Origin of the sequence: Comamonas sp. JNW (genome assembly GCF_003105075.1) — a bacterium.
Classification (GTDB): Bacteria; Pseudomonadota; Gammaproteobacteria; order Burkholderiales; family Burkholderiaceae_C; genus Comamonas; species Comamonas squillarum.
On the sequence record NZ_QETI01000018.1, the window covers coordinates 61621 to 75042 of the forward strand.

Annotated in this window: 11 protein-coding genes; 7 read left to right on the forward strand and 4 right to left on the reverse strand. The window is 64.6% G+C overall.

The genetic code is table 11. The features are described 5' to 3' along the window. The first annotated feature begins 119 nt into the window (after positions 1-119). The 3 genes from DCO45_RS20475 to DCO45_RS20485 all read left to right on the forward strand — a co-directional run bounded on the left by DCO45_RS20475 (position 120) and on the right by DCO45_RS20485 (position 3876). Positions 120-1031 carry a DMT family transporter gene (locus DCO45_RS20475; RefSeq protein ID WP_116927536.1) on the forward strand — a complete coding sequence of 304 codons (912 nt, stop codon included), beginning with the start codon at positions 120-122 and terminating at the stop codon, positions 1029-1031. 103 nt (positions 1032-1134) lie between these two features. Continuing rightward, positions 1135-2478: an MFS family transporter gene (locus DCO45_RS20480; RefSeq protein ID WP_116927537.1), complete on the forward strand. Its 1344-nt coding sequence runs from the start codon at positions 1135-1137 to the stop codon at positions 2476-2478. A gap of 156 nt (positions 2479-2634) precedes the next feature. Next, positions 2635-3876, forward strand: coding sequence for a DNA polymerase IV (locus DCO45_RS20485; RefSeq protein WP_116927538.1), 1242 nt, complete (start codon positions 2635-2637; stop codon positions 3874-3876). On the opposite strand, the gene queF is transcribed toward DCO45_RS20485, so the two are convergent. The 4 genes from queF to DCO45_RS20505 all read right to left on the reverse strand — a co-directional run bounded on the left by queF (position 3877) and on the right by DCO45_RS20505 (position 9616). Continuing rightward, positions 3877-4734, reverse strand: a complete 858-nt coding sequence (queF, locus tag DCO45_RS20490; RefSeq protein WP_116927539.1) for an NADPH-dependent 7-cyano-7-deazaguanine reductase QueF — start codon at positions 4732-4734, stop codon at positions 3877-3879. A gap of 55 nt (positions 4735-4789) precedes the next feature. After that, on the reverse strand, positions 4790-5671 hold the full coding sequence (locus DCO45_RS20495; RefSeq protein WP_243419436.1) for a 2OG-Fe(II) oxygenase: 882 nt from the start codon (positions 5669-5671) through the stop codon (positions 4790-4792). Between the two features lie 38 nt (positions 5672-5709). After that, positions 5710-6486 carry a peroxide stress protein YaaA gene (gene yaaA, locus DCO45_RS20500; RefSeq protein WP_116927569.1) on the reverse strand — a complete coding sequence of 259 codons (777 nt, stop codon included), beginning with the start codon at positions 6484-6486 and terminating at the stop codon, positions 5710-5712. Positions 6487-6550: 64 nt separating this feature from the next. Continuing rightward, positions 6551-9616: an Rne/Rng family ribonuclease gene (locus DCO45_RS20505; protein WP_116927541.1), complete on the reverse strand. Its 3066-nt coding sequence runs from the start codon at positions 9614-9616 to the stop codon at positions 6551-6553. Between the two features lie 588 nt (positions 9617-10204). Here DCO45_RS20505 and DCO45_RS20510 point away from each other — a divergent pair. From DCO45_RS20510 to DCO45_RS20525, 4 genes are read left to right on the forward strand one after another with little or no spacing between them, the layout of a single operon-like run. Then, positions 10205-11236, forward strand: coding sequence for an RluA family pseudouridine synthase (locus tag DCO45_RS20510; protein WP_116927542.1), 1032 nt, complete (start codon positions 10205-10207; stop codon positions 11234-11236). 21 nt (positions 11237-11257) lie between these two features. Next, entirely contained in the window at positions 11258-11914 is a 657-nt protein-coding gene (locus DCO45_RS20515; protein ID WP_116927543.1) for an HAD-IA family hydrolase, read from the forward strand. Positions 11915-11974: 60 nt separating this feature from the next. Further along, on the forward strand, positions 11975-12352 hold the full coding sequence (locus DCO45_RS20520) for a Rieske 2Fe-2S domain-containing protein (RefSeq protein WP_021027944.1): 378 nt from the start codon (positions 11975-11977) through the stop codon (positions 12350-12352). Between the two features lies 1 nt (position 12353). Next, positions 12354-13388: a S49 family peptidase gene (locus DCO45_RS20525; protein WP_116927544.1), complete on the forward strand. Its 1035-nt coding sequence runs from the start codon at positions 12354-12356 to the stop codon at positions 13386-13388. The last annotated feature ends 34 nt before the right edge of the window (positions 13389-13422 follow it).

A 13422-nucleotide genomic window follows, 5' to 3' on the forward strand; every position in this document is an offset into this window, starting at 1 on the left:
CTGGCCCCTCTTGATGCCGCAGGCTCGCATCGCCAAATGCAGGCGCACGGGTAGCGCCGATGGCCTACCATCGGTGGCCTTGTGATGAAGTGGATGCGGTAATGGCTGACGGAGCGGGAATGCAATGGGGTGGTTGGTGGATGGCGCTGGTGGTGTTTGCCGCCATCGCGCAGACGGCGCGCAATGCGGCGCAGCGCTCGCTGACCCGCGATCTGGGCACCTGGCCCGCCACCTTGGTGCGTTTTCTCTACGGCCTGCCGCTGGCTGCGCTGGCGCTGGTGCTGCTCTACACCTTGCCCGCCAAGGCGCCTGAGATTGCGCATTGGACTGGCGCCTATTTTGGCTGGCTGGCGCTGGGCGCGTTCTTCCAGATCGCCGCCACTGGCGCCTTGCTGCTGGCGATGCAGCAGCGCAATTTTGCCGTCGCCGTCACGCTGTCCAAGACCGAGGTGCTGCAGGTGGCGCTGTTTGGCGCGGTCTTTCTGGGCGAGCTGCCCACCTACTGGGCGCTGGCAGCGATGGCCATTGCCACCATTGGCGTGGCGCTGCTGTCCTTGCCGCCGCGCCAGATCGGCGCCAAGTTCGACTGGCGCAGCAAGGCTGCGATGTATGGCCTGATCTGCGGCGCCTGCTTTGCGATTGCGACAGTGGGCTTTCGCGGTGCGGCGCTGGCGCTCAATGCGCCCAGCGCGCTGCTGTCGGGCGCCTGGGGCGTGTTCATTGCGCAGTGCATGCAGACCTTGGCGATGGGCGCCTGGTTTGTCTGGCGTGACCGCAGCGTGCTGGTCCGCATTGCCCAGGCCTGGCGCGTGTCGCTGTTGGCGGGCTGCATGGGCAGTGCGGCGTCGCTCGCCTGGTTCAGCGCGTACGCGCTGCAAAGCGCCGCGTCGGTACGCACCCTGGGCATGGTCGAGGTGGTGTTCAGCTACCTGGTCTCGCGCCGGGTGCTCAAGGAGCAGCTGCGCCGCAATGAGAAATGGGGCATTGCGCTGATGCTGGTCGGTATTGTGGTGATCTGCACCCAGCTTTAGCCAATGGGGTGGGTGCGGGCGGTGGAAATTCAGCGCCCGTCTGACATCAGAGGGTCTCGCAGGCGGCGCATCATGGTCTGCATTGCTACACGGGACCATTCCAATGACAACACCCTCCGTGCCAGGATCTGGGCCATCGGCCGCCCAGACTTCGGCCAATACCCCTCCCCATTACAGCCCTGAAGAAAAGCGCCACCGCATTTTCTCTATCATGGCGGCCTCGTCGGGCAACCTGGTCGAATGGTTTGACTTCTATGTCTATGCGTTCTCGGCCATCTACTTTGCCGCCGCCTTCTTCCCTAAGGGTGATCCCACCGTACAGCTGCTCAACACCGCCGGGGTGTTTGCCGCCGGCTTTTTGATGCGCCCCATCGGCGGCTGGCTGTTTGGCCGCATTGCCGACAAGTACGGCCGCAAGAAGTCGATGCTGATCTCGGTGACCATGATGTGCGCCGGCTCCCTGGTGATTGCCTGCCTGCCCACCTATGCGCAGATTGGGGCATGGGCGCCGTTTTTGCTGCTGATGTGCCGCTTGTTCCAGGGCCTGTCGGTGGGCGGTGAATATGGCACGACAGCCACCTATATGAGCGAAGTGGCGCTCAAGGGCCAGCGCGGCTTTTTCTCGTCGTTCCAGTATGTGACCCTGATCGGCGGCCAGCTGCTGGCCGTGCTGCTGATTGTGATTTTGGAAGCGGTACTGACGGACGCCGAGCTGCGTGCCTGGGGCTGGCGCATTCCATTTGTAGTGGGCGCTGCGGCGGCCGTTGTGGCCATGCTGCTGCGCCGGACTCTGCATGAAACCCAGTCCACCGAGGCGATGCAGAACAAGGAAACCGGCACCCTGGCCAACTTGTTCAAGCACCACTGGCGCGCCTTTGTCACCGTGCTGGGCTATACGGCCGGCGGCTCGCTGATCTTCTACACCTTCACCACCTATATGCAGAAGTACCTGGTCAACAGCGTGGGCCTGCCGATCAAGACCGCCAGTTACGTGATGACCGTGTGCCTGTTTGTGTACATGTGCATGCAGCCGCTGTTTGGCGCGCTGTCCGACCGCATTGGCCGGCGCACCAGCATGATGCTGTTTGGTGCGCTGGGTGCGCTGGGCACCGTGCCGATTCTGACCACCATGCACCAGGCCTCGTCGCCGGTCACGGCTGGCCTGCTGATCCTGGTGGCGCTGGCGATTGTGAGCTTCTACACCTCGATCTCGGGCATCGTCAAAGCGGAGATGTTTCCGCCTGAGGTGCGTGCGCTGGGCGTGGGCCTGGCCTATGCGGTGGCCAATGCCATTTTTGGTGGCTCGGCCGAGTTTGTCGCGCTGGCGCTGAAGAACGCCGGCCATGAAAATGCCTTCTTCTGGTATGTGTCGGTGATGATGGTGATTGCCTTTTTGTTCAGCCTGCGCCTGCCCAAGCAGGCCGCCTATCTGCACCACGACCACTGACCGCCCGCAGCAGCCGGCTCGGCAGCCTCCGCTGCCGGTTTTGCGCGGCTGGCCGCTGCAAGCCGCGCCGCGCTGGGAGACAATAGCCGGGTGTGCTCCTCCCCCTCGCCATCGCCTGTTGTTCTGCCGCCGCGCCGCCGCATTGCGCATCTGGACATGGATGCCTTCTATGCCTCGGCCGAGCTGCTGCGCTACCCGCAGCTCAAGGGGCTGCCCGTCATCATCGGCGGGGGCCGCCGGGCAGAAGATGAGGCGCTGAAAGCGCGCTATGGCGAGCGCCTGGACGAGATCCCGCCCGAGGCCTTTCCTCAGCTCAAAGACTATGTGGGCCGGGGCGTGATCACGACGGCCACCTACCCGGCGCGCGCCTTTGGCGTGGGCTCGGCCATGGGCATGATGAAGGCGGCCAAGCTCTGCCCGCAGGCTATTCTGCTGCCGGTGGACTTTGCGCGCTACCGGCATTTCTCGCGCCAGTTCAAGGCCATCATCACCGCGATGGCGCCTCAGATGGAGGACCGGGGCGTGGACGAGGTCTATATCGACTTCACCCATGTCGAAGGCGGCCAGGAAGACCATGGCCGCAGCCTGGCGTTGCGCATGCAGGCGGCCATCCATGCGGCCACCGGGCTGACCTGCTCGGTCGGGGTGGCCCCCAACAAGCAGCTGGCCAAGATGGCCAGCGAATTCAACAAGCCCAATGGCGTGTCCATTGTGCTCGAGAGCGATCTGCAAACGATGATCTGGCCGCTGGCCTGCCGCAAGATCAATGGCGTGGGCCCCAAGGCCGATGCCAAGCTGCAGGCACTGGGCATTAACACATTGGGCGATCTGGCCGCCAAGGACCTGCCCTGGTTGGTGGCACACTTTGGCCGCAGCTACGGCGCCTGGCTGCATGCATCGAGCTGGGGGCGGGACAGCCGGCCCGTGGTGACCGAGAGCGAGCCGGTATCGATGAGCCGCGAGACCACGTTTGACCGCGACCTGCATGCGGTGCGCGACAAGGCCGAGCTCGGCGCGATCTTTACCGAGCTGTGCCAGATGGTGGCGGCTGACCTGCAGCGCAAAGGCTATGTGGGGCGCACGATTGGCATCAAGCTGCGCTACCCGGACTTTCGCATCGCCACGCGCGACCACAGCCTGCCGCTCTACACCCAGGATGCCGCTGCCATCCGGCATGCGGCGGGCCAGTGCTTGAAGCGCGCGCCATTGGACCAGCGCCTGCGGCTCCTGGGGGTGCGGGTGGGTGGGCTGCTGCCGCTGGAGCAGGCCTTGGCGCAAGGCTTGGTGGGCGACTGGCAGGCCATGCGCCAGGCATTGCGCCAGGCCCAAAGCCGCCCGGCCATAGCCGAGCACAAGGCCGACCCCTACACCTTGCCGCTGTTCGGCGATCTGGACTGATTACTGGCGTGCGGTGCGGATATTGGCCGGCAGGGCCATCGGCTGGCTGGTGCGCAGCGGGTTGATGTCCAGGCCTCCCCGGCGCGTGTAACGGGCATAGACCGTCAGGCGGATCGGCTTGCAGTGCTTCCAGATATCGACAAACATGCGCTCGACACACTGCTCATGGAATTCGTTGTGGTTGCGAAAGCTCACGATGTACTGCAGCAGGCGTTCCTGGTCGATCGCCGGGCCGGTATAGCTGATGCGCACGCTGCCCCAGTCGGGCTGGCCGGTGACCAGGCAGTTGCTCTTGAGCAGGCGGCTGCTGAGCGTCTCGGTGACAGGCGCCTCATCAAAGGCGGCGCGCAGCAGCTGGGGTTGGGGCTGGTAGTGCTCGCAGTCGATGTCCAGCCGGTCCAGGTTCAGGCCGTCGAGCTCTTGCAGCGGCAGGGTGTCGAACAGCTCGGGGTCGATCATCTGCACGCCGACGGAGGCCTGGTAGGGCGCGCCGCGCCATACGGCTTCGCTGATATCGGCGAGCAGCTTGGCGCGTACCTCATCGACCGAGCCAAAGCGGCTGTTGTTGAAGCTGTTGAGGTAGAGCTTGAAGGACTTGCTCTCGACGATATTGGGCGTCTCGCAAGGGATGGTGAAGCTCACCAGGGCCACCTGGGGCTTGCCGCGCAGGTTGAGCCAGGAGACCTCATAGGCCGTCCACAGGTCGGCGCCAAAAAAGGGCAGCTTGTCGGCTTGCAGGCCAATCTCGTCGCGCTTGGCCTGGCGCGGCAGCGGAAAGAGCAGGGTGGGGTCGTACTGGTCGATGTATGCGGAGCGCTGGCCCAGGGGCGATTGCTCGGGCGAAGGGGAGACGGTCATGCTGTGGAACAAAAAGCGGCCGCTGCCGGCGCGGGGGCCCGGCGGCGGCAGCGGTTTACTTGAATTCGCCCTCGCGCAACCACTTGGTGGCGATCCATTTCTCGCCGGCAATCACCGGTGAGCCGCCATGCAGGCTTTTGGTTGCGGGGTCGGGCGCGGGGTAGCTGAAGAACACCGCATTGCCGCGGCGCGGCGCCACTTCCAGCCCCACATCGGGGAAGCTGGTGCCGCCGCCGGCTTGCGGGTTGTTCAGGTAGATCACCAAGGTGGCCAGGCGCTGGCCGCCACGCTTCAAAATCGTCGGCGTGCCCGGCTGGGTCGGGTCGAAATAGTCGTAGTGCGGCTTGTACTCGGCGCCAGGCCGGTAGTGCAGCACCTGCAGGCCCTCGCCATGGTTTTCCGGCCAGTTGACCAGCTTGGCGATGCGGCGCTCCAGCGCGGCGACGGCGGGCGTCTCCTCGCGCTGGAAGAACATGCCGTCGCTGGTGCGGTCGGCATTGACTTCTTCGCCACCGGTCTGGGTCTCAACGGTCAGCGAGCGCTGCATGCGCGGCTCGGCCGCAGCGATGATGGCGTCGCACTCCTCGTCGGACAGCAGATTGCCGAATACGACGACGCGCGGGTGCTGCAGGGCCAGCAACACGCTGACCTCGCGGTCACCGACATCGATGGTGGAGGGCGATTGGCCCAGGTTGGGCTCGGGCAGGGGACGGGACAGGGCAGCTGGCTGGGAGGCCGCCGCAGCGGCGGTGTCCTTGCTCGCCTGCAACTGCGCGAGGTGCTCGGTCAGCACCGATTCCATCGCGGACTCGGCGACATCGGCGTTCCAGCCGGCATCGCACATGGCTTTGAAGACGCGGTCGGCGCTGACGCCGGCGCTGGCCTGATCAATGATCCAGGCGCGCAGTTCCGGGGTGAGGGGTTGCGAGGCTGTCATCAGATTCCTTTCGCGGCCCATTGTGCATCAAAGTCGCATCAATCGACTTTGCGCCTGAACACGAAATGGTCTTCACTCGAGGCCTCGGGCGCGAAGGCATAACCGGCGGTGCTGAACTTCTTCAAGGCCGCCGGCGTCTTGGTCTGGTGCTCGATGGCGTAGCGCGCCATCAGGCCGCGTGCCTTCTTGGCAAAGAAGCTGATGATCTTGTACTGGCCGTTCTTGTAGTCTTCAAAGCTGCAGTCGATGACGCGGGCGCGCAGCACCTTGCGGTCGACCGATTTGAAGTACTCCTGCGAGGCCAGGTTGACGACCACGGGCTTGTCTTCGTCCGCCTGCTGCGCATTGAGGTAGTCGGCGATCTGCGTGCCCCAGAAGTGGTAGAGGTTGCTGCCCTGGTCGGTCGCCAGGCGCGTGCCCATCTCCAGCCGGTAGGGCTGCATCAGGTCGAGCGGGCGTAGCACGCCGTAGAGGCCGCTGAGCATGCACAGGTGGGACTGCGCCCAGTCGAGCTGCTTGGGGTTCAAGGTGGGGGCCTGCAGGCCGTCGTAGACATCGCCGTTGAAGGCCATGATGGCCTGGCGCGCGTTCTTGCTGCTGAACTTGGGCGACCAGGCCTCATAGCGGGCCACATTCAGCGCAGCGAGCTTGTCGCTGATGTCCATCAGGCTGGCAATCTGCTGGGGCGACTGCGTGCGCAGCACTGCGATCAAGGCCTTGGACTGGGGAATGAACTGGGGCTGTGTGCTGGCGAGGCCCGCAGGCAGCGGGGTTTCATAGTCCAGGGATTTGGCAGGAGAGAGCAGAAACAGCATCAGGGGCTCCATCAATGAAACAGGCCGGATCGCTCCGGCCTGAGGGTTGCGGGCTCAGCGCTTTTTAAGCGGATTCGCGCTCAAAAGGCAGCACTAGGTCGGTCAGATCCTTGCGCGTCTCGACAAGGATCAGCGGGCCCTGGTCGATCTGCACCACGGGCTGGCGCTCACGCGGCACATGCACGGGCTTGGGCTCGGCCGCAATGGCCGCTTGCACGGCTGCGATCTTGTCGGCATCGGAGTTGATCCATTGCAGACCTGCGGTGCTGGCGATCTGGTGCAGTGCATCCAGGGGCAGCGCGTAGCTGGCGATCGCTGGCAGACCGGCCTTGGCAGGCTCGGCAGCGACGGGCGCAGGGGCGGCAAACGGTGCTGCTGCGACAGGCGCTGCAGGCACGACAGCGGCGACAACGGCCACGGGTGCTGCTTCCGGAGCGGCAACCGCTGCCTCGGCTTGCGCCACAGGGGCGGGAGCTGCTGCAGCATCGGCCACATCAGCTACATCAGCCGAGGCGGGCGCTGCGGCTTCTACGGGTGCGGCAGCTGGCGCTGCGTTGAAGTAGCTGCGGCGGGGTGCCTCGTCGCCATCTTGCGACACGGCGGAGGCTGCCGGGACGGCATCGGCGCCAAAGCCCGAATCAGCGGCGGCATTGTCGCCTTCGGCTTGCTCGTCGCGGCCATTGCGCTCGCGCTCACCACGGTTGCGGCGGTCGCGGCCATAGCGGTCACGCGAGCGGCGCTCACGGCGCTCAGGCGTTGCGCCATCTGCATCGGTGGCTGGGGCCGTCTGGTTGCCGGTCTCCAGGTCCAGCGATGGCAGCGAGGCAATCACCGCATCGGCGTTGATCGGCGCCGGTGCCACGGCGTTGAGGGGCTGGGCCGCCTCGTCACCGTTGTTGCGGCGGTCCTGGCGCTCACCACGTTCAGCACCACGGTCACGGCGGCCTTCACGCGGCTCGCGGGGAGCGCGCTCGGGGCGGGGTGCGCGTTCCTGGCGCTCGCCATTGGCTGCGGCGTTGTCGCCGGCTTGCGGGTTCAGCGGGGCGTCGTCACGGCGGTTGCGCTCCTGGCGGTCACCGCGCTCACCACGGCGGTTGCGGCCTTCCTGGTCGCCACCACGGGGGCTGCGGCTGCCATCGGCTGCGCCGTTGTTGCCGCGGCCATTGCGCTCGCCGCGTTGTTCGCCTTCGGCGCGCTCGCCACGGGCGGGGCGGTTGCCATCCTTGCGCTCACCGCGGTCGCCGCGCTCTGCACGGTCACCCCGGCCGCCACGGTTGTTGGCGTTGCGGCCATCGCGGTTTTCACGGCGGGCCTCGCCAGCAGGTGCTGCTGCGGGTGCAGGCACGGGCGCTGGTGCGGGCTCAGGGGCCATGCCGAAAAAGCGCTTGAGCCAGGCGAAGAAGCCCTTTTGCGGGGCAGCCACCGGGGCGGCAGCAGGCGCTGCGGCGGGGGTGCCAGCGGGCTTGCCGGTGTGCGGGCTGGCCGTACGGGCAGCGGGCGCCGGGCGTGGCTCGGCAATCGGTGCCGGTGCATCGGGCAGCACGCCCTTGATGACGGGGGTCTGCTTGTTGGTCGGCTCTTGCGAGCGGCGGGTAAAGCCCAGGCTTTCCTCTTCGGGGTCGGCCAGCTTGTAGCTCGCTTCCATCGAGTCCAGACGCGGGTCGTCGTGCTTCATGCGCTCGAGCTTGTAGTGCGGGGTCTCCAGTGCCTTGTTGGGCACCATGGTGACGGACACGCGCTGCTTGAGCTCGATCTTCTGGATTTCGGTGCGCTTTTCGTTGAGCAGGAAGGAGGCGACTTCGACAGGCACCTGGCAGTTCACCGCTGCCGTGTTGTCCTTCATCGACTCTTCCTGGATGATGCGCAGGATCTGCAGCGCCGAGCTTTCCGCATCGCGGATGTGGCCGGAGCCGCCGCAGCGTGGGCAGTTGATGTGGGCGCCTTCGCTCAGCGCCGGCTTGAGGCGCTGGCGGCTCATCTCCATCAGGCCGAACTTGCTGATGGTGCCGAACTGCACGCGGGCGCGGTCCTGGCGCAGCGCGTCACGCAGGCGGCTTTCCACATCGCGGCGGTTCTTCGACTCTTCCATGTCGATGAAGTCGATCACGATCAGGCCACCCAGGTCGCGCAGGCGCATCTGGCGGGCCACTTCGTCAGCGGCTTCCAGGTTGGTGCGGGTGGCGGTTTCCTCGATATCACCGCCCTTGATGGCGCGGGCCGAGTTCACGTCGATGGAGACCAGCGCTTCGGTGTGGTCGATCACGATGGCGCCGCCCGATGGCAGCGTCACGGTGCGCGAGTAGGCCGACTCGATCTGGTGCTCGATCTGGAAGCGGCTGAACAGCGGCGCGTCATCGCGGTAGCGCTTGACGCGGGCAGCGTGCTCAGGCATCACATGGGCCATGAACTGCTGGGCTTGTTCATAAATGTCATCGGTGTCGATCAGGATGTCGCCGATGTCATTGTGGAAATAGTCGCGGATCGCACGGATCACCAGGCTCGATTCCTGGTAGATCAGGAAGGCGCCCTTGCCCGACTTGGCTGCGCCGTCGATGGCGCCCCAGAGCTTGAGCAGGTAGTTCAGGTCCCATTGCAGCTCAGGCGCGCTGCGGCCAATGCCGGCCGTGCGCGCGATGATGGACATGCCCTTGGGGTATTCGAGCTGGTCCATGGCCTCCTTGAGCTCGGCGCGCTCGTCGCCCTCGATGCGGCGCGAGACACCACCACCCCGGGGGTTGTTGGGCATCAGCACCACATAGCGACCTGCCAGCGAGATGAAGGTGGTCAGGGCCGCGCCCTTGTTGCCACGCTCTTCCTTCTCGACCTGAACGATCAGCTCCTGGCCTTCCTTGATCACATCATTGATGCGGGCCTGGCTGGGGGAGACGCCTTCGGCGAAATACTGCTTGGAGATTTCCTTGAAGGGCAGAAAGCCGTGGCGGTCTTCGCCGTAGTCGACAAAGCAGGCTTCCAGGGAGGGCTCGACCCGGGTAACAACGGCTTTGTAGATATTGCCTTTGCGTTGTTCGCGGCCTTCGATTTCAATTTCGTAGTCCAGCAGCTTTTGGCCATCAACAATGGCGAGGCGGCGCTCTTCAGCTTGCGTGGCGTTGATCAGCATCCGTTTCATGATGCGCGTCCTTCGTAATGCGGGACAGGCTGCCTTTGTCAGTCAGGCACCTGTCTCCAATCCCAACAATAAACAGGCTCTTACTGGAGCCACAGATGCCGGGACAGACGCAGAGAAACGAAAGAATTCACAGAGCGTGTCATGTTTGCTGGTAATACTTATGTCAGCACAGGGGATCTAGGCACGCGGGAGAGGGCATGTAAATAAGCAGCCAGCCAGCGCTGGGCTGCCTCCGGCTGAGATATTTGCCCTGAGAACATGCGCACAGCGGGCACAGCAAGACGCACTGGCGCACAGCTGCTGCTGTGCCAGAGAGTTGCCATCCAAGCCCACAAAATCAACATGTTTGGTGTGAAGACGATCAGCTGGGCGGGGCCTGGTTGCAGGCCTTTGCGACAGCTGTCGCCAAAAATCTGTTTTTTCGTTGTTTCAATGTGTCTGTCCGCCTGATTCACTTGGCGTCCCCTGCGCAATCTTTTGGTATGCAGGTGGGGCGGCAAGGCGATCAGCCAGACATCGACCGGCCTGTGCGGGTACTGGTGGGTGAATTAAACTGCTCACCGGTAAACCAATAACTCTATCGCGCAGGTGAAACATATTATAGGGGGCAAACCGGGCGAGCCCCGTAGTCCACAAGCACCCCCAGTGGCTGTAAGGCTGGTCGAGGTCCACCCCGACGACGCAGGCCAGCGCCTGGACAATTTTCTGATGCGCCACCTCAAGGGCGTACCCAAGACCCATGTCTACCGCATCATCCGCCAGGGTGAAGTCCGTATCAACAAGGGCCGCGCGACAGCGGACACTCGCGTCCAGCCCGGCGATGTGGTGCGGATTCCGCCGGTGCGCGTCGCAGCAAAACCGGACGAAGCCGAGCGCGCGGTGCCAGCTAGGGAGTTTCCCTTGTTGCTCGATGACGATGTCATGCTGGCGATCAACAAACCCGCAGGCGTGGCCGTGCATGGGGGCTCGGGCGTCAGCTTTGGCGTGATCGAGCAGCTGCGCCGCGCCCACCCCGATGCCCGCTTTCTGGAGCTGGTGCACCGGCTCGACCGCGAAACCTCGGGCATCCTGCTGGTGGCCAAGAAGCGCTCGGCGCTGACCCATCTGCAGGACCAGTTCCGCGAGCGGGAGACCGGCAAGACCTACCTGGCGCTGGTCATCGGCGAATGGACGGCCAACAAGAAGGTGATCGACACCCCCCTGCGCAAATACCTGCTGCCCGATGGCGAGCGCCGCGTGCGCGCCACCACGGCCGATGACCCCGAGGGCATGCGCTCGGTCTCGCTGGTCAAGGTGCAACAGGTGTTTGCGGCCCGGCACCAGCTGGGCCTGCCAGCGATGAGCCTGCTGGAGGTGACCATCAAGACCGGCCGCACCCACCAGATCCGCGTGCACCTGGCCAGCAGCGGCCATGCGATTGCCGGCGATGAGAAATATGGCGACTTCGATCTGAACAAGCGCCTGGCCAAACATGGCCTCAAGCGCATGTTCCTGCACGCCTGGCGCCTGCAGTTCAACCACCCGCAGACGGCAGAGCGCGTGCAACTGGGCGCCGAGCTGCCGCTGGAGCTGGCAGACTTTGTGGCGGCGGCCTCGGCGGCCGATGGATCAGTTTTGTGACAGATATAGAAAGAGAACCCCATGGCCCGCCAATTTGACCTGATTGCCTTTGACTGGGATGGCACCCTGTTTGACTCGACCGCGGCCATTGCGCTATCGATCCAGGATGCGGTGCGGGATGTGGGTGGCACGGTGCCCAGCCTGGCGGATGCCAAGTATGTGATCGGCATGAGCCTGCAAAGCGCGCTGCGCCATGCCGCGCCCGATGTGCCGGAGGACCAGATGGTGGCGCTGACCAACCGCTACCGGCTGCATTTCCTCAAGCGCCAGGAGCAGGTGACCTTGTTTGACGGCGTGCTGGAGCTGCTCGACCAACTGACCGCCAGCGGCCACCTGCTGGCCATTGCCACCGGCAAGAACCGCCGGGGGCTGGACCGAGTGCTGGATACGACCTTGCTCAAGGGGCGCTTCCATGCGACGCGCACCTCGGACGAGACGGCTGGCAAGCCCCATCCGCTGATGCTGCAGGAGCTGATGGCCGAGCTGGATGTGGCGCCCGAGCGTCTGCTGATGGTGGGCGACACCACGCATGACCTGCAAATGGCCGTCAATGCCGGCTGCGCCAGCGTGGGAGTGAGCTACGGCGCCCACCACCATGTGGGTTTTGAGGCCTTCAACCCCTTGTATGTGGCCCATACTGTTGCTGAACTGCAACAGTGGATGGCGGATCATGCCTAGCTATGGTGCAATTACTGTCTGTATGTACAGTCAGATGAACCTCGGTGAACAGGTGCGGTGATGGCGGAAGTACCGGCGCAGATGATTGCCTTGTGCCAGAGCGATGCGCTGCTGCACGGTGGGCGCGCGGTGGCCTTTGATGTGGTCTATGCCGGTCAGACCTGCCAGGCCTTTGCCATCCGCTACCACGCGGGAGTCCATGCCTATCTGAACCGATGCACCCATGTGGCGATGGAGATGGACTACCAGCCGGGGCGGTTTTTCGACGACACAGGTAATTGGTTGCTCTGCGCCACCCATGGCGCCGCCTATGTGCCCGATACTGGAGCCTGTGCCGGCGGTCCCTGTCGTGGCGGTTTGGTCAAGGTTGCGCTGAGTGAGAGTGATGGCGTGGTCTATTGGCACACGGATAACCGTCTCCAACCTCTTGATTTTTAAGATGAACCCCATGGACAACAACCCTCAGCACAATCCGCCGCCGGCGCCCGACCTGTGGGGGCAGACGGCCGCAGCGGCGCCTGCCGCTGCCGCAGCACCCAGCCCGGGCTGGGAGCGCTCGGTGCTGGAGCGCCTGGCCTTTGACACGCTCAAGGAGCAGCGCGCAGCGCGCCGCTGGAAGATTTTCTTTCGCCTGGTCTGGCTGGGCTTGGTGGTTGCGTTTGTCAGCTACCTGTTTGGCTCGGACGGATCGGCCGCCAAGACCTCGACCGAGCACACGGCTGTGGTGGAGCTCAAGGGGGAGATCGCCTCCGGCGCGGACGCCAGTGCCGAATTTGTGATTGCGGCCCTGCGCACCGCTTTTGAGGATGACGGCGCCAAGGCCGTGGTGCTGCTGATCAACTCGCCCGGTGGCAGCCCCGTGCAGGCGGGCATGATCAATGACGAGATCGTGCGCCTCAAGGCCCAGTACAAGAAGCCGATGTATGCGGTGGTCGAGGAGTCCTGCGCCTCTGCCGCGTATTACATTGCCTCTGCGGCTGACAGCATCTATGTCGACAAGGCCAGCATCGTCGGCAGCATTGGCGTGCTGATGGATGGTTTTGGTTTTACCGGCACGATGGAAAAGCTGGGCGTGGAGCGCCGCTTGCTCACCGCTGGCGCCAACAAGGGCATGCTCGATCCATTCAGCCCCATGAATGACAAGCAAAAGGCCTATGCGCAGCAGATGCTGAGCCAGATTCACCAGCAGTTCATCCAGGTCGTGCGCCAGGGCCGGGGTGACCGTTTGAAGGAAACCGAGGACACCTTCAGCGGCCTGTTCTGGACGGGCCAGGAGGCCGTGAAGCTGGGCCTGGCCGATGGCCTGGGCAGCCTCGACCAGGTGGCCCGCGATGTCGTGGGTGCCGAAGAGGTGGTGGACTACACGCGCCGCGACAATGTGGCCGAGCGCTTTGCCAAGCGTTTTGGTGCCTCGGTCGGCGCGGGCGCGGTCGGCACCCTGCGCTCGATGTCGCTGCTGCCCAGCGTGCGCTGACAGCCTTCAAGGCTTGAATGACAAAGCGGTGCCG